Raw genomic sequence first — 15218 nt, forward strand, 5'->3', positions numbered from 1 at the left:
AGACCTAAGACCTAAGACCTAAGACCTAAGACCTAAGACCTAAGACCTAAGACCTAAGACCTAAGACCTAAGACCTAAGACCTACCTCACCGTAAAGTTGCGGGAGATGTTGAAGCCGAAGTAGATGTCACCTTTGCTCCAGCGGCCGGTGGTCTGAGGAATAAAGTAGGGCTCAATCATTTCCTGGGCGTTGGCGAAGTGCAGCTGAAACACGTGCCCCCCGGTTTCGATGTCGAAGCCCAGGGCCAGGGAATTGCGGTAGTTGTCGGCGGTGTGGCCCGGCAGGAGGTAGAAGTAGTCGGCCGTGAGGGCCACGCGCTTGGTGAGCTTTTGCCGGGCCGCAAAGCCCAGGGCATACACGTCGTTTTCCTCCGGTCGGGTGCTGACCAGGTTGCGGTGAATAAGCGTGGGCGCCAGCTGCACCGATAGCGCCGGGCTGAACTTACGGGCAATCAGAGCCTGGTAGGTGTAGGTGAGGCGGTTGCCGAAGCTGCGCTCCTGGTCGGGGTAGCGCAGCGTGTTCAGCGCCGAAGAGGCCAGCAGCGTTACCGTTACGGGCATGGCGCGCGGGCCGGTGCCCTGGCGTACGGCCTTGTACTTGACAAACCCGTCGTAGGTCTTCTGGAACGAGCTGCGCCCGATGCCCACCGTTACGCGGTCCGTGATGCCGTACTCCAGCCCCAGGCGCAGCGCGGCCTGATCGAGCCCGAAGAAGTTGTAGGCCCCGCTGTTCAGGGCTCCGAACCGGTGCGAAATCAGAAAGATCATGGTGCCGCGGCCGGCCGTTTCCACCGACTGGGCGTTGATAACCCGGGTGCCTTTGAAGGTGGCGAAGGTGTAGTCGGTGCGGGTGCTGTCGACGGTTTGCTTGTCCAGATCAGCCAGCAGGTCGTCCTGGGCGTAGGCGGCGGAGCTGAAAAGCAGGCCAGCGGCTAGAAAAGCGGCCCGGAGCCACGAAGAAGCAGACTGGGGTAGAGGTAGCATCACGGAGCGGTGGTTTTAGCGGGAACGGGGCTGCACGACAGGTTCACAGTCACGTCGACCGTCTTGGCAATATTGTCGCGGACCAGGGCGGGAATCTCGATGTTGTAGTCGGCCGGGGCCACGCCGAATCTGGCCTGCACCAGCAGCTGGTTGTTTTTCAATTCCAGAGTGCCGGGCACTTTCACCCGGCGCTTTACGCCATGGATGGTCAGGTCGCCTTCCACCTGCACGCTCTGCGGACCGGCCGCCGTCAGCAGGGCGGGGCTGAAGTTGACGACCTTGCCGGCAAACGAGGCCCGGGGGTACTTTTCCGACTCCACGTAGTTCTCGTTGAAGTGCTCCTGCATCAGGCTGCGCTTGAACACGAAGCTTTTCATGGGCACCGTAAAGGCTACCTGCCCGGAGCTCAGGTCCAGCAGGGCCGCTACCTGGGTGTTCCGGGCCTCGATGTCCTCAACAGGCGTGGCTGAGAAAAACGTAATCAGGCCGCTGCGGGTGGAGTAGCGCGCCTGGGCCGAAGCCGGCACGACCAGCAGCAGCAGAGAGGCAAACAGGAAAAGCTGTTTCATGAAGGAACGACGTGAGAACCGGACGCGGAAGGCCACCCGCAGCGGGCTAGTTATTCTGGGCGCCGTTGCGGGCCCAGGTCCGGATAATGGCCACGTCGCAGGCGTTGATGCGGGGCGCGCCTACCGGCATAGGGTTGAAGCCGTTGCGGTGGGCTACTGTGCCGGCCAGCGTGCCGCTTAGGGCGTTGCGCTGCAGGGAGGCAAAGGTTTCCAGGTCAATGTTGCCGCCCAGGGAGTTGCCGCGGGTGTGGCAGCGGTAGCAGTTGGCCTGCAGGATCGGCAGCACGTTGGCAGAAAACAGGACCGCGGTGGTGTCGCAGGGCCCAATATTCGGCTTGGGCGGAAAAAGGTCCTCCTCGTTGTCGTAGGAACAGCCCGAAAGGGCCGAAAGCACGCTAAAGAACAGAGCACTCAGAAGCAGTAGGTAACGCATGGGGAAATGGGAGGGTAGGAACAGGAGGGCACCGCCGTAAACTAAATAAGAAAAGGCACTGAATTGTTAGAGCCGGACCGCAGCCCGGAGAAAAGCTACTGAATATTCCGCAGCCGGGGCGCAAGCTCCGGGCCAGGCTGCAGCAAAAAGGCCCGGCTGCAGCGCAGCCGGGCCTTTTTCAAAGCGTGTAAGCCGAAGCTTATACCGTCGTGGTCGACAGTTTCGGCGCGTCGGTGCCGGTCAGGTCGGTCGAGGTAGTCGTGCCCCGCTCCCGGGCCTCCTTGCGGCCGTAGGTATCGAGGATGATAGGCGTGGCGATGAACAACGACGAGTAGGTGCCGAAGATGATACCCACGATCATCGTGAACGAGAACGAGCGCAGCGTCTCGCCGCCGAAGATGAACAGCACGACTACTACCAGCAGTACCGTGGTGAACGTAATCATCGTGCGGGAGAAGGTGCTGTTCAGGGCCGGGTTTACCACCTGCGCAAACGTCAGGTTGGGGTTTTCCCGCAGGTATTCCCGGATCCGGTCGTAGATAACTACCGTGTCGTTCATCGAGAAGCCGATGATGGTGAGCACGGCGGCCACGAAGATCTGGTCCATCTCGTAGTTCAGGCCAAACAGGCGGGCGAAGGGGAAAGCGGCAATTACGAGCAGAGCGTCGTGGAACAGCGCGATTACGGCCGCCATCGAATACTGCCACTTCTCGAAGCGGAACAGCACGTACACGAAGATGCCCAGCAGAGTCAGGCCCAGGCTCAGCACCGAGGTGCGCTTGATGTCGTCGGCGATGGTAGCGCCTACTTTCGAGGTGCTCTGCACCACGGGTCGGTCGGCACCGTACTGCTGCAGGCCCTTGTCGAGGGCGGCGCGGACTTTCTGGTCGGCCGCTACGCTTTCATCGGCCGAGAGGTAGCTCGTGGTGATGCGCAGGCGGTTTTCGGCGCCAAACGTCTTCACCTCCGTGCCGGCGTTCTGGAAGTCATCGGCCAGGGCCTCGCGCACTTCGGAAGCTACTTCCGGCTTGGCGAAGTCAACCACAAAGCTGCGGCCGCCGCGGAAGTCGACGCCCAGGTTAGGGCCACCCTGCACGGCCATCAGCGCGAAGCCGGCCACGATAACCACGGCCGAGGCGATGTAGGCAATCTTGCGCTTGCCCACGATGTCGAAGTTTACATTCTTGAACAGGTTGCGGGAAAGGAACGTGCTGAACGTGATGTTCGACGTTTCCTTGCCGCGGGTCAGCCACTCGATGATGAGGCGCGATACGTACACGGCCGACAGGAACGAGGTCAGTACGCCGATGCCCAGGGTGATGGCGAAGTTCTGCACCGGACCCGTGCCGAAGAAGCCCAGGATCACGGCAATCAGCATCGTGGTCACGTTGGAGTCGAAGATGGCCGTAAAGGCGCGGGAGTAGCCCTTGTTGATGGCATCCTTTAAACTCAGACCGTGGTCGAGCTCTTCCCGGATCCGCTCAAAGATCAGTACGTTGGCATCTACCGAGGAGGCAATTACCAGGATCAGACCGGCAATACCGGGCAGGGTGAGGGCGGTGCCGAACTGGGCGAGCACGCCCATAATCAGGAACATGTTGAACAGCAGGGCCAGGTCGGCTACCAGACCGGCGCGGCCGTAGTAGATAGCCATGAACACCATGATGATGACCAGACCAGCCAGCGACGAGTAAAGGCCCTGGTTGATGGCCTCACGGCCGAGCGAAGGACCTACGACGGCCTCTTCCACGATGCGGGTAGGGGCGGGCAGCTTGCCCGACTTCAGCTTGGTAGCAAGGTCCTGGGCTTCCTCGATGTCGAAGCTGCCGGAGATGCTGGAGTTGCCGCCGGCAATTTCCGACTGCACCACGGGGGCCGACTGCACCAGGTCATCGAGTACAATGGCTACCTGGCGCTTGGGCGTCTCGGAAGCGGCAGCGGCGGTGATTTTCTCCCACTTGCGGGCACCAGCCGGGTTCATCTGCATCGATACCTCGGGGTGGCCGGTCTGGTCGTAGTCCTGGCGGGCGTCCGAAACGGCATCACCACCAAGCGGGGCCACCGCGTCCTTCGACTTGCGGATGGGGTAGAGCACGAGGAACTCCTTGCCGTCGATTACATCGGGCTTGAAGGCCCACAGGAAGGTCAGGTTGGCGGGCAGCGAGGCGCGTACTTCGGGCAGGGCCAGCAGGTCGTTTACCTTGGCCGTGTCGCGCAGGTTGGCGGCAATGGTGCCGGGGCCGGTGGCGGTCAGGTACTTGAACAGGCCCTGGCCCTGGTTGGCCGCAGCGGCAGCCGTGTCCTGGGCAGGAGTCTTCTTTTTAGCCAGCTGGCTGGCCAGGGAGGTGCTGTCGCCTTGGGCAGCGGCGCTGTCGGTTGCGGCGGTAGTGGTAGCGGGCGTGGCCGAGGTTCCGTTGGCTTTCTCACGGGCTACGATCAGCTCGTTAGCGGCGCTCAGGTAGGGCGAGAACTCGGCGGGCTGCCATACTTCCCAGAACTCGAGCTTGGCCTGGCCCTGGAGCAGCTTGCGGATACGGTCGGGGTTGTCGACGCCGGGGAGCTCGATCTGGATGCGGCCGGTGCCCTTTACCCGCTGGATGTTGGGCTGGTTTACGCCGAACTTGTCGACGCGGGTACGCAGGATGGTGAAGGCGCGCTCAATGGCTTCCTCTACTTCCTTGTTGATGGCGCCGATGATTTTCTCGTTCGACGAGTTGTAGTCGATGCCGCGGCTCTTGTTGGTGGTGTTGGCGAAGATGCGCGACAGCTTGTCGCCGGGCGCTACTTCCTGGTAAGCCTGGGCAAACAGGGCCGTGAAGGGCGTCGACGCGTTGGTCTGCTGCCGCTGCTGGGCCAACGCCAGCGCCTTGTTGAAGTTCGGGTCCTTGGAGTTGCCGGCCATAGCCCGCACAATCTCCACCGGCGACACTTCCAGCGTCACGTGCATGCCGCCTTTCAGATCGAGGCCGAGGCCCAGCTCGCTCTGGCGAACATCCTTATAGGTGTAGTCGACGCCGAGCACGCTTACTACGGGGGCGCGCCACACCGAATCAAGGTAGTGCTGACGCTTAGCCTGGTCGATCTGACCGTTACGGGTGGCATAATCCGCCGCCTGCTTCTGCACTCGCCGCGACACCATCGTGAACGAGAGGAAGTAAATGCACAGCACCGATACCACGGCCGCTAGTGCGATAATAAGACCTTTATTACGCATTGAAAAAATGAAATGAGGTACTCTGAAAAATGCAGGGAAAGGGGCTGAGCAAGGTCAGCCGCGGGGTGCGCCGGGGGCGCGAAGCCAGGAAAAGGCGCGGGGTGCCCCGCCGTTACGGAGCGTGGGGCGAAAGAGCGGCTATCAGGAGCCGGGTCCGGAACAGGTTGGGCAGGGCGCACGGCCGGGCCCGGGCAACGGAAAAAGCCAGCACCCGGCGGGGCAGCAGTCCGGCCAGAAAATCAGTTTCGGGCAGCCAGGCCTGGGCGGCCGGTGCCACCCACAGCGCCAGGGAAGCCGTGGCCTCCAGCATCACCTTCTGCTTTACCACGGCCACCTTGGGGGCCTGGCCCACCCGCGTCACCTTGCCCGAAGGCAGGCGGAGCGTAGCCACGGCCTGGTGGTTCAACGACAGCACGAACAGCAGGGTAGCCGTCAGCAGTGTGAAGCGCAAGCGAGGCAAAAACGTGGTCAGGGAAAGCAACATTCTCAGAGCAATGGCTACAAATATAGCCAAATTGGCTGCCCAACGCAAAACCGTCGGCGCGGCAATTGCTGGGCGGCCGCAGGTGCCCGTAAGAAAGAACGCCCGGCTGCGGGGCCGGGCGTTCTTTCTTACTATATAAGGAGTGGTAAGCGTGCCTGAACTAGCCGGCCTGGTTGCCGGTAAGGACTTTGCTGCGCAGAAAGGTGGTCAGCACGTCCAGGCCCTTGTCGAAGTGGTGGTTGTTGGGAATGATGATGTCGGCGTCGTGCTTGAAGGGCTTAATGTACTTCTCGTAGGTGGGGGCCACGTGGTTGGTGTAGCGGTACAGTACGTCTTCCATGTCATAGCCCCGCTCGTCCCGGTCGCGCACGATGCGGCGCATCACTTTCACGTGCTCCTGGGCATCGATGTATACTTTCAGGTCGAGCAGCCGGGCCACTTCCTCGAAGTAAAACACGAAGATGCCTTCCACCACCACGATGGGTGCGGGACGGAACACGAGGTCCTTGGGCTCCACGTTGGGGTTGTTGAAGGTGTACTCCTTGCGGCGCACCTCTAGGCCTTTGCTGATTTGCAGCACGTCGGCGGCGTAGGCAGCCGAGTCGATGGAAGCGGGCAGGTCGAAATTGGTGACGCCGTTGTGGTCCACCTGCTGGGTTTCGCGCGGGTGGTAGTAGTTGTCCTGGGAAATCAGACAAATCTGCTCCTCGGGGAAAGAAGCCAGCAGGCGGCGCAGGAAGGTAGTCTTGCCGGAGGCGCTGCCGCCCGTGATACCGACGATGAAAGGATGTTGCATGGAGTAGAATCTGGCCCGTACCGGCAGGGCAATCGTGCAAATTTAGAAAAATAGCCGGTGCGGCAGGCAGTAAAACTCCCGGGTCCGGGGCCCGGACCGGAATTTTCGGCAGCCGGTGCCTACGAGCCCGGTGCCGCCTGTCGGAGAAAGGCCACCAGCCCGGCCACGGCGCGGGCCCGGTGGCTGAGCGTGTTCTTCTGAGCCAGGGACATTTCCGCAAACGTGACGTCGTGCCCGGCCGGCTGGAAGATAGGATCGTAGCCGAAGCCTTCGGCGCCGTGGGCAGTTTCCGTGATGCGGCCGTCAACGGCGCCTTCGAACTCGTGCTGCTGCCCGTCGGGCAGAATAAGGGCTACCACGGTCCGGAACCGGGCGCGGCGGTTGCCCTGGCCCTGCAGCTCGGTCAGGATGCGGGTCATGTTGTCGGCGGCGCTGCGCTGGGGGCCGGCGTAGCGGGCCGAATACACACCCGGCGCCCCGTTCAGCGCTTCCACTTCGAGGCCGGTGTCGTCGGCAAAGCAGGCGGTGTGGTAGTGCTCCCACACGTATTCGGCCTTCTGCCGGGCGTTGCCCTCCAGGGTGTCCCGGGTTTCGGGCAGCTCCTCGGTGCAGCCGATGTCGCGCAAACTCAGCAGCTCGATGCCGGCGGGCAGCAGGGCCCTTACCTCGGTCAGCTTGTGGTCATTGTTGGTAGCAAAGCAAAGGCGCATGGATGGTAAAGTTAGGAGGTAGTAGACGAGTGAAAAGGCGGGCCTGGTCTTGCCCCTGCCAGGGCACGCAGGCCGGAAACCGGGGCAAAGGTAACGGCACAAAAAAACCGGCGCTGCCCGCCGGTCTGCTTCAATTAAGCTTATAAAACGGTTCCCGCTACCGGAACATCGATTTGATGCTGCCCCAGGAGCGCTGCACGGCGCTGGGCGTCTGGGAGAGAACCGTGGTGTAGCTCTGGTCGCCGGTGGAGGTCCGCACCAGCAGGCGGTAGGTGAATGGCCCGCCTCCGGCGCCGGGCGTGCCGCGGTACACATTCGCGTCCACGTACTGGTAGCGGCGCTGCCCGTTGGGCGAAATGGCGGAAAGCCGGGAGTACGTTGATTCGCTGCTGGCTTTGCGGTAGATTTCAAAACCCTGCACGCCGGCTTCATTGGCCAGCTCCCACTCCACGCGCACGTTGGTGCCGTCGTAAGATGTCTGGAAGAATGTGACGGTGGCCGCCAGGGCCAGGGTGGTGCACAGTCCGAGCAGGAGCAACAGGAGCGTAGCTTTTCGGGTCATGTGGCGGTGAAAAAAGGCACTTTAGGGTGGGGAGGGCCTAGTCAGGTATCAAAAATAACGAAATTCCGATAAGATGTTCTTTCTAGCAGAGAAATATACAAAACTAGGGGCCGGGTTTTTGAAATTCCGGCGTAACGTGTACTTTTGCAGTCCCTTCCGCAAAACCGGCAGGAAACGAAGGTATTAACCGGCAGCCCCGACCATGAAAAAAGACACTCATCCTCAGTATCGCGAAGTTGTATTCCAGGATACCTCCAGCGACTTCAAGTTCGTGACCCGCTCTACGATGAGCTCGAACGAAACCATCACGATGGAAGACGGTAAGACCTACCCCGTCATCAAAGTGGAAGTTAGCAGCGCTTCGCACCCCTTCTACACCGGCAAAAACGTGTTCATCGACACCGCCGGCCGCGTGGAGAAGTTCCGCACCCGCTACCAGAAGAAGTAATTTCCGAGCCGCAAGCTGTAAGCCTCAAGCTGCAAGCTGCTGTTCTACAAGCTCCCGCCAGCAGCAACGCTGGCGGGAGTTTTTGTTAGCAGCGCCGAACTTTTCCTTTGCGGCCTTCCGTGTTGGCTTGCAGCTTGTAGCTTGCAGCCTGAAGCCTTTTCCGCCATGAACATCCTGCTTTTCGACGACCCGGCCATTCGCCCCAACCTGCTGCCCTTCACCTTTACCCGCCCGGTAGCCGCGTTGCGCTGCGGCATTCTCACTATTGCCGAAAAATGGGAGCATTGGCTTGGGGAGCCGGCCAACTACCTGACCGAAGCGTACTTGCAGGCCAAGTACCCGGCCGGCCCCACCAGCGGCCCCGCCCTGGTCATCAACGGCGCCGTGTGCCCCGACGAGCCCCTGGTCCGGCAGATTCAGGCCCTGGCCCCCGGCCACGCGCTGGTCGACGGCAGCCTGCTGGTGGCGGCCCGCATCGAAGACGCCGCCCAGGTGGCCGAGCTGATTCAGAACGGCTTCTCTGCCGTAGAGGAAGTGGTGGAGCCGGTCGTCGCCATCAGGGAGGTATGGCACCTGTTTCTGCAGAACGGCGCCCAGATCCGGCAGGACTTTGCCCGCCTCACCGAAGGCCGTACGTCTCAGCCGGTCGGCGACGCGCATACCATCGTGTATGCCCCCGAAAACATCTTTATCGAGGAAGGCGTCAAGATTCGCGCGGCCATCCTGAATGCGGAGGACGGCCCGATTTACCTGGGCAGGAACTCCCAGGTGCACGAGGGCGCTATCATCAAAGGCCCCCTGGCGCTGGGCGAAGGCGCCCACATCAACGCCGGAGCCAAGATGCGCGGCGACAACACCATAGGACCCCACTGCAAAGTGGGCGGCGAAGTCGGCAACAGCATCCTGATGGGCTTTTCCAACAAGGGCCACGACGGCTATCTTGGCAATTCCGTCATCGGAGAGTGGTGCAACCTGGGCGCCGACACCAACACGTCGAACCTGAAAAACAACTACGCCCCGGTTAAGATCTGGAGCCACACCGCCGGGCGCTTCGTAAACACCGGGCAGCAGTTCTGCGGCCTGATGATGGGCGACCACAGCAAGTGCGGCATCAACACGATGTTCAACACCGGCACGGTGGTGGGCGTGGCGGCCAACATCTTCGGAGCGGGCTTTCCGCGCACCTTTATTCCCTCGTTCAGCTGGGGCGGCCCGGCCGGCTTCGAAACCTTCCGCCTGCCCAAAGTGGCGGAGGTGGCCGAGCGGGTGATGGCCCGGCGCAAGCTGGCCTACGACGAAACCGAGCAGGCCATCATGCGCCACGTGTACGAGCAGACCGCCAAAGACCGGGCCTGGGAGCGGACCGCCGGAGCGGCCGAAGCCAAGCCTACCACCGAGCAGTAGCCATGAGCAACCCGCAGCCTCTGCAGGGCCCGAGCCTGGCGCTGGCCGTCTTCCTGACGGCGGCTTTGTTTGGGGGCGCCTTTTTCGCCTTTTATCAGTCCGTTACCGCCGGTATCGTGGCCGAGATAGTAACGGCCGCCGGGGTCTGGGCCCTGCTGCAGTTTCTGCGCCGCCCGCTGCCCACCGGTACCAAAGTTTTTGGGGCCCTGCTGATTGCCGGTTTAACGCTGGCCGTGCGGGTCGGCCTGCTGTTTGTTTTGCGCACTTACTGGGCCTAGCGTATGCGTTTTGTTCATATTCCCGGGCAGGTGGAGGTAAAGCGGGTGCTGGTGCAGAGTGTGGAGCGCAACCACGTGGCCCACGCCCAGCTGTTTCGCGGGGCCGAAGGCTCGGCGGCCCTGGCGCTGGCGCTGGCCTACGCCACGTTTCTGAACTGTGAAAGTCGGGAGCCGGGCGACCAGGATTCCTGCGGCCGCTGTCCGGCCTGCCAGAAAACCGACAAGCTCGTTCATCCCGACCTCAACTTTATCCTGCCCGTCACGACCACCAAGGCCGTGCCTAAGGATGCCGTCAGCAGCAAGTTCGCGGCCGACTGGCGTGCGTTCGTGCTGGAAAACCCCTATCGGGGCCTCAACGACTGGATGCAGCACATCGGGGCCGAGAACAAGCAGGGCAGCATCTCCAAAGAAGAAAGTCTGCAGCTGCTGCGGCTGGTGTCGCTCAAGGCCTTTGAGGGACAGTTCAAGATCGTGGTTATCTGGTTGCCCGAGCTGATGCACCCGGCCGCGTCCAACGCCGTGCTTAAGCTACTGGAAGAGCCCCCGGCGGCTACCGTGTTCCTGCTGGTTAGCTACGCGCCCGAGCAGCTGCTGCCAACCATTATCAGCCGGGTCCAGCCCGTAGTGGTGCGTCCGCTGTCGGAGCCTGAAATCACCGATTTCCTGCATGACGAGCACCAGGTGCCCGAGGTAAAGGCCCGGCAGATTGCCCAGATTGCCGACGGCAACCTGGGAGCAGCCCTGGCCGCCCGCGAGACGTCCGCCGCCGACAACAACTACTTCGACTTTTTCACGGAATGGATGCGCCTGTGCTTTCAGGACAACTTCAAGGTGGTACTGGAGAAAAGTGACGAGTTCCAGAAGATGGGCCGGGAAAACCAGAAGGAGTTTCTGCACTACTCGCTGAGCCTGCTGCGCAAGGTGCTCCTCTTCGGCATCGACACCCAGTTGGTGCCCCATTTGCCCGCCAACGAGCAGCAATTTGTAAGCCGCTTCAGCCGGTTCGTAACCATGCGCAACGCCGATCAGCTGACCAAGGAGCTCAACGACGCGCACTACCACGTGGAGCGCAACGCCAACCCGAGGATGGTATTCGTGGATACCTCGCTGCGCGTGGCTGAACTGCTGAAAATGGCCTCCTGAGGCTGAAAGCGCTGAAAAAGTATAGTTGCTAAACAACTATAGCCCACGCTAAACACCGTATAGCCACTCCCCCCGCGCTGCCCTTCGTAACTTTGCCCGGGCCAACGCCGGGACAAGAAACAAAATCGGCGGAGCCCGGCCAAAAGCTGCTTCCGGCTCGGTCCTGATCTGAATCCCGCTACCTGACTTTACCTATGAGACCTATTCGTATCGGTACCCGCGGCAGCCGCCTGGCTTTGTGGCAGGCCCACCACGTGGCCGCCTGCCTGGAGCGGGAGCAGCTGAGCACCGAAATCGTCATCATTACCACCAAGGGCGACGTCGTGCTCGACCGCAGCCTCGACAAGATCGGGGCGAAGGGCGTGTTCACCGAAGAGCTGGAAATAAGCCTGCGCACCGGCGCCATCGATATAGCCGTGCACAGCGCCAAGGACGTGCAGAGCTCTATCCCCGACGACCTGGAGCTGCTGGCGTTTATGGAGCGGGAAAAGGTAAACGACGTGGTCGTGAGCTACGACCCAAACTTCTCCCTGGACCAGCCGGACATCATCTTGGGCACGAGCAGCACCCGCCGCAAGGCCATGCTGCGCCGCTATTACCCGCAGGCGACGGCCGCTGAAGCCCGCGGCAACCTGCAGACCCGCCTGCGCAAGCTTGAAGAGGGGCAGTACCACGCCCTGGTGCTGGCCTACGCCGGAGTGCACCGCATGGAGTACGACTCGCTGATAACCCACGTGCTGCCTGAAACCCAGTTCATTCCCGCCACCGGGCAGGGCAGCGTAGCGGTAGAGTGCGCCCGCAGCCTGCGTCCGGAGCTGAAGGCGACGCTGCAGCGCATCCTCGACCATCCCGCTACCCATACCTGCCTGCGGGCCGAGCGGGCGTTTCTGCGCACCATGGAAGGCGGCTGCAGCATTCCGTCTTTTGCCCTGGCTACGCTTGACGTCACCGGCACGCTGGCCTTGCGCGGCGGCCTGATCAGCCTCGACGGGCAGGAGTATATCGAAGAGCAGTTCAGCACTTCCGAGCTAACGGAGGGCCCCGAAGCAATGGGCGTGGCTCTGGCCGAAAAGGTGCTGGGCCGCGGCGGACGCCAGATTCTGGACGCCATCCGGGCCGAGCGGGCCGTGTAACTTAGCGCCGGGTAAGGGCTGCCTCGTCAGCAGGCCGGGCCGGACCCTTGACTTTCTCGCGAATCCAGTACAGCAGCAAAGCCAGCACGGCTCCGCTGGTGTCGGCCAGCATGTCTTTCTGGGCATCCCAGATGTCGCCCTGGCTGCCCAGGAAAGCTGCGCCGGCGGAAGGGTCGCTCAGGTCGGCGTAAATCCACTCAATCAGCTCGTAGGCCATGGCCACCGTGCAGATGGCAAACAGGGCAAACAGGTAGGCAATGCTCCGCACCCGGATGGCCCGGTACCGGTCAAGCAGCTCCAGGATGGCAAAAGCATAAAAGCCCACGCTCACGTGCGCCACCCGGTCGTACATATTGCGCTTAAAGCCGAAGAGCTGGTTAAACCAGTCAAACGGCACCCGCTCGAAAGTATAGTGCCCCCCAATGGTGTGCAGGAAAATCAGCACGCTCATCAGCCCGTAAGCCAGATTGGAGAACCGGATTCCCCGCCGGTACAGCACGGCCAGCCCCACCACAATGGCGACAATAGGTGCGTTTTCGGCAACCCAGGTGCCCCGCTCGTACGGATTGATGGCCAGCGCGACGAAGAGCACCAGGTAAGCCAGCAGCAGGAGTTTGGGAAGCCAGGGCGAAGAAGCCGGAGTAGGAGCGGACGGTGACATCAGGCGGGGATAGGTAAGCTGGTCGGCCTGAGTACGGCAATTCAGCGAAAACGCTATGTTGTATCCCAAAAAAACCGTCCTGACTGCGGGCGTACTTTCGTGTGAGCCGTAGTGTACAGACCCTATTTTCAGCTGAGCTACGCGCCCGGCCGGGGAAACCCGCTAATTTCGCGGCCAGCCTTACCTAAATACGTCGTCCTTATGAAATTCATTTTTCGCCTGTCGGTACTGCTCAGCGTGTTCGTGCTGCTGGCTGCCTCTGTCGCCGTGGCCGCTAAAAAGCCGAAAAAAAGCCGGAAGGACCAGGTCGTTACCATCAGCACATCACAGGGCGACATCCGGCTGATTCTGTTCGACCAGACGCCTCTGCACAAGGCCAACTTCCTGAAGCTGGCGGAAAGCGGCTTTTACACCGGCACCACGTTTCACCGCATCATCCCGGAGTTTATGATTCAGGGCGGGGATGCCAACTCCAAGGACGCCGAGCCCGGCAACGACGGCATGGGCAGTCCGGGCGAGGCCACGATTCCGGCCGAGATTCTGCCCGAGCTCAAGCACAAGTATGGCGCGGTGGCGGCTGCCCGGCAGGGCGACTTTGTGAATCCGCAGCGGGCCAGCAGCGGCTCCCAGTTCTACATCGTGCAGAACCATAACGGCGTGCCCCACCTCGACGGTCAGTACACCGTATTCGGGCAGGTTATCAGCGGCCTCGACGTTATCGACAAAATTGCCACCCAGCCCAAAGGCGCCCGGGACCGGCCCACGACCGACATCAAGATGACGGTGAAAGTCGAGAAGCTGAAAAAGAAGAAAATCACCCAGCTCTACGGCTACACCTACGAATAGCGACCAATGAGCTTCCGTATCCTGATAACGGGCTCCAACGGCCTGCTGGGCCAGAAGCTCGTGTACCTGCTACATCAGCAGCCCGGGGTCGGGCTGATTGCCTCTTCCCGGGGAGTTAATAAGCTGGCCCACCTGCTCCCGGACGTGCGCTTCGTGCCGCTCGACGTAGCCGACCGCACCCAGGTACTGCAGGTGCTGGCGGAGCTCAAGCCCACCCACGTCATCCACACAGCCGCCATGACCAACGTGGACGAGTGTGAGCTGAACCATGAGGGCTGCTGGATGCAGAACGTGACGGCCGTAGAAAACCTGGTGGCGGCTTGTGAGCAGCACCAAATTCACCTCATCCACCTCAGCACCGACTTTATCTTCAGCGGGGAGCATGGGCCCCTGGCGGAAAACGACGAGCCGGCACCGGTGAATTTCTACGGGGAAAGCAAGCTGGCTGCTGAACGGGTTATCCAGGCCTGCACCGCGCCCTGGGCCATTCTGCGCACCGTGCTGGTCTATGGCACCGCCCACGACTATGGCCGCACCAACATCGTAACCTGGGTGCGCGACTCGCTCCGGGCCACCAAGCCGATCAAAGTGGTGGATGACCAGTTCCGGACCCCCACCCTGGCGGAGGATCTGGCCCTAGGCTGCTGGCTGGCGGTGCAGCAGCACGCTACCGGCATTTTTCATATCAGCAGCAGCGAAGTTCTTACTCCCTACCAGATGGCGCTGCGGGTAGCCGACTATTTTCAGCTGGACGGCCGCCTGATCGAGCGGGTTGATGCCGGCAGCTTCACTCAGCCCGCCCGGCGACCTTTGCGCACCGGGTTCATTATCGACAAGGCAAAGCGGGAGCTGGGGTTTCAGCCCCGGACGTTTGAGGAAGGAATTGCCCTGGTGGCGCGCCAGATGGAGCCCTAGGTAGCCGGCTGAACCCTTCGAAATGGGTATGACGCAAAAAAACCGCTGGCAAAACCAGCGGTTTTTTTACACACCTATTGCAACAATAAAAAATCTTAATAACCCTTCACTGTAATTGGTCACCAGTAGGTTTCAGGTTACTGGCGTGAGCTTTTGGGGCTCCTAATTCTGTCTGCTAATCAGTTAATCGTCTTTCTCTTTTTCGTTTGATTCAGCCTGAATGGTGCCGACCAGAAAGCCGTCAACCAGCATGGCGGTACCATTGCGCAAAGCCGCTGCCCCCACCAGGTAGGAGACGATTTCTCCATCCAGCGTCTGGAACCCTTCCGGTACGGGCAGAACAACCGTCTTTTGCAGCGTCGCCATTTCTAGCACGAGGCAATAGAGCGCTAAGCCCTGGTAGTACTTGGTGAGTAAGGTTGCCATACAAGCTCCGGTTGAGCGTCAGCAGAACAGTGGCGGCCGATAAGCTGTAACTCCCTGTTGACATGACAATATTACGGCAGTCCCTGGCCGAGAGAAAGGATGATATTCCCTGAATCGTGACTAGGATAATCCTGGTTTTAATATGAAAAAATCAATCTTGTCGGACGGGGTATCTGCTATATAGGTAGTGTAAAATCCAACTCTGGCTTATA

General features: G+C 61.1%; 17 protein-coding genes. 7 read left to right on the plus strand and 10 right to left on the minus strand.

Going from position 1 to position 15218, the window contains the following annotated elements; translation table 11 throughout:
• Positions 1–81: 81 nt before the first annotated feature.
• The 8 genes from LJY25_RS10190 to LJY25_RS10225 form a co-directional block, all read right to left on the minus strand.
• Positions 82–984 (minus strand): DUF5777 family beta-barrel protein, encoded by a 903-nt coding sequence (locus LJY25_RS10190; RefSeq protein ID WP_227608616.1) that lies wholly within the window; start codon positions 982–984, stop codon positions 82–84.
• The gene (locus LJY25_RS10195; RefSeq protein WP_227608231.1) at positions 984–1553 is read right to left on the minus strand and encodes a YceI family protein; all 570 of its coding nucleotides are present in this window, start codon (positions 1551–1553) and stop codon (positions 984–986) included. Before LJY25_RS10195 ends, LJY25_RS10190 begins: the two co-directional genes overlap by 1 nt.
• A gap of 46 nt (positions 1554–1599) precedes the next feature.
• The gene (locus LJY25_RS10200; protein WP_227608232.1) at positions 1600–1986 is read right to left on the minus strand and encodes a hypothetical protein; all 387 of its coding nucleotides are present in this window, start codon (positions 1984–1986) and stop codon (positions 1600–1602) included.
• A 199-nt stretch (positions 1987–2185) separates the two neighbouring features.
• On the minus strand, positions 2186–5200 hold the full coding sequence (secDF, locus tag LJY25_RS10205; protein ID WP_227608233.1) for a protein translocase subunit SecDF: 3015 nt from the start codon (positions 5198–5200) through the stop codon (positions 2186–2188).
• Positions 5201–5312: 112 nt separating this feature from the next.
• Entirely contained in the window at positions 5313–5684 is a 372-nt protein-coding gene (locus tag LJY25_RS10210) for a hypothetical protein (protein ID WP_227608234.1), read from the minus strand.
• A 160-nt stretch (positions 5685–5844) separates the two neighbouring features.
• A complete protein-coding gene (locus LJY25_RS10215; RefSeq protein WP_227608235.1) occupies positions 5845–6480 on the minus strand; it encodes a uridine kinase family protein in 636 nt (211 codons plus the stop codon).
• Between the two features lie 119 nt (positions 6481–6599).
• Complete coding sequence (locus LJY25_RS10220; protein WP_227608236.1) at positions 6600–7190, minus strand: non-canonical purine NTP diphosphatase; 591 nt, start codon at positions 7188–7190, stop codon at positions 6600–6602.
• Positions 7191–7347: 157 nt separating this feature from the next.
• A complete protein-coding gene (locus LJY25_RS10225) occupies positions 7348–7752 on the minus strand; it encodes a hypothetical protein (protein WP_227608237.1) in 405 nt (134 codons plus the stop codon).
• A gap of 202 nt (positions 7753–7954) precedes the next feature.
• Here LJY25_RS10225 and LJY25_RS10230 point away from each other — a divergent pair, with 202 nt between their 5' ends.
• The 5 genes from LJY25_RS10230 (at position 7955) to hemC (ending at position 12158) form a co-directional block, all read left to right on the plus strand.
• Positions 7955–8200 carry a type B 50S ribosomal protein L31 gene (locus LJY25_RS10230; protein WP_227608238.1) on the plus strand — a complete coding sequence of 82 codons (246 nt, stop codon included), beginning with the start codon at positions 7955–7957 and terminating at the stop codon, positions 8198–8200.
• 165 nt (positions 8201–8365) lie between these two features.
• Positions 8366–9604 (plus strand): GlmU family protein, encoded by a 1239-nt coding sequence (locus LJY25_RS10235; protein WP_227608239.1) that lies wholly within the window; start codon positions 8366–8368, stop codon positions 9602–9604.
• Positions 9605–9606: 2 nt separating this feature from the next.
• Positions 9607–9882 carry a hypothetical protein gene (locus LJY25_RS10240; RefSeq protein WP_227608240.1) on the plus strand — a complete coding sequence of 92 codons (276 nt, stop codon included), beginning with the start codon at positions 9607–9609 and terminating at the stop codon, positions 9880–9882.
• Between the two features lie 3 nt (positions 9883–9885).
• Positions 9886–11025: a DNA polymerase III subunit gene (locus LJY25_RS10245; protein ID WP_227608241.1), complete on the plus strand. Its 1140-nt coding sequence runs from the start codon at positions 9886–9888 to the stop codon at positions 11023–11025.
• Between the two features lie 194 nt (positions 11026–11219).
• The gene (gene hemC, locus LJY25_RS10250) at positions 11220–12158 is read left to right on the plus strand and encodes a hydroxymethylbilane synthase (protein WP_227608242.1); all 939 of its coding nucleotides are present in this window, start codon (positions 11220–11222) and stop codon (positions 12156–12158) included.
• Between the two features lies 1 nt (position 12159).
• Here hemC and LJY25_RS10255 read toward each other — a convergent pair whose 3' ends face one another.
• Positions 12160–12819 (minus strand): DUF2238 domain-containing protein, encoded by a 660-nt coding sequence (locus LJY25_RS10255; RefSeq protein ID WP_227608243.1) that lies wholly within the window; start codon positions 12817–12819, stop codon positions 12160–12162.
• A gap of 201 nt (positions 12820–13020) precedes the next feature.
• Here LJY25_RS10255 and LJY25_RS10260 point away from each other — a divergent pair, with 201 nt between their 5' ends.
• Positions 13021–13665, plus strand: a complete 645-nt coding sequence (locus LJY25_RS10260; RefSeq protein WP_227608244.1) for a peptidylprolyl isomerase — start codon at positions 13021–13023, stop codon at positions 13663–13665.
• Positions 13666–13671: 6 nt separating this feature from the next.
• On the plus strand, positions 13672–14580 hold the full coding sequence (locus tag LJY25_RS10265; protein WP_227608245.1) for an SDR family oxidoreductase: 909 nt from the start codon (positions 13672–13674) through the stop codon (positions 14578–14580).
• Between the two features lie 183 nt (positions 14581–14763).
• On the opposite strand, the gene LJY25_RS10270 is transcribed toward LJY25_RS10265, so the two are convergent.
• The gene (locus LJY25_RS10270) at positions 14764–15006 is read right to left on the minus strand and encodes a hypothetical protein (RefSeq protein WP_227608246.1); all 243 of its coding nucleotides are present in this window, start codon (positions 15004–15006) and stop codon (positions 14764–14766) included.
• Positions 15007–15218 lie beyond the last annotated feature (212 nt).

The sequence above is a fragment of the Hymenobacter translucens genome (genome assembly GCF_020685205.1).
Lineage (GTDB): Bacteria > Bacteroidota > Bacteroidia > Cytophagales > Hymenobacteraceae > Hymenobacter > Hymenobacter translucens.

Excerpts from the sequence above, each read along its gene's own strand:
- LJY25_RS10190 (WP_227608616.1), bottom strand. The coding sequence starts at position 984 with ATGCTACCTCTACCCCAGTCTGCTTCTTCGTGGCTCCGGGCCGCTTTT.
- LJY25_RS10195 (WP_227608231.1), bottom strand. The coding sequence starts at position 1,553 with ATGAAACAGCTTTTCCTGTTTGCCTCTCTGCTGCTGCTGGTCGTGCCG.
- LJY25_RS10200 (WP_227608232.1), bottom strand. The coding sequence starts at position 1,986 with ATGCGTTACCTACTGCTTCTGAGTGCTCTGTTCTTTAGCGTGCTTTCG.
- secDF (WP_227608233.1), bottom strand. The coding sequence starts at position 5,200 with ATGCGTAATAAAGGTCTTATTATCGCACTAGCGGCCGTGGTATCGGTG.
- LJY25_RS10210 (WP_227608234.1), bottom strand. The coding sequence starts at position 5,684 with ATGTTGCTTTCCCTGACCACGTTTTTGCCTCGCTTGCGCTTCACACTG.
- LJY25_RS10215 (WP_227608235.1), bottom strand. The coding sequence starts at position 6,480 with ATGCAACATCCTTTCATCGTCGGTATCACGGGCGGCAGCGCCTCCGGC.
- LJY25_RS10220 (WP_227608236.1), bottom strand. The coding sequence starts at position 7,190 with ATGCGCCTTTGCTTTGCTACCAACAATGACCACAAGCTGACCGAGGTA.
- LJY25_RS10225 (WP_227608237.1), bottom strand. The coding sequence starts at position 7,752 with ATGACCCGAAAAGCTACGCTCCTGTTGCTCCTGCTCGGACTGTGCACC.
- LJY25_RS10230 (WP_227608238.1), top strand. The coding sequence starts at position 7,955 with ATGAAAAAAGACACTCATCCTCAGTATCGCGAAGTTGTATTCCAGGAT.
- LJY25_RS10235 (WP_227608239.1), top strand. The coding sequence starts at position 8,366 with ATGAACATCCTGCTTTTCGACGACCCGGCCATTCGCCCCAACCTGCTG.
- LJY25_RS10240 (WP_227608240.1), top strand. The coding sequence starts at position 9,607 with ATGAGCAACCCGCAGCCTCTGCAGGGCCCGAGCCTGGCGCTGGCCGTC.
- LJY25_RS10245 (WP_227608241.1), top strand. The coding sequence starts at position 9,886 with ATGCGTTTTGTTCATATTCCCGGGCAGGTGGAGGTAAAGCGGGTGCTG.
- hemC (WP_227608242.1), top strand. The coding sequence starts at position 11,220 with ATGAGACCTATTCGTATCGGTACCCGCGGCAGCCGCCTGGCTTTGTGG.
- LJY25_RS10255 (WP_227608243.1), bottom strand. The coding sequence starts at position 12,819 with ATGTCACCGTCCGCTCCTACTCCGGCTTCTTCGCCCTGGCTTCCCAAA.
- LJY25_RS10260 (WP_227608244.1), top strand. The coding sequence starts at position 13,021 with ATGAAATTCATTTTTCGCCTGTCGGTACTGCTCAGCGTGTTCGTGCTG.
- LJY25_RS10265 (WP_227608245.1), top strand. The coding sequence starts at position 13,672 with ATGAGCTTCCGTATCCTGATAACGGGCTCCAACGGCCTGCTGGGCCAG.
- LJY25_RS10270 (WP_227608246.1), bottom strand. The coding sequence starts at position 15,006 with ATGGCAACCTTACTCACCAAGTACTACCAGGGCTTAGCGCTCTATTGC.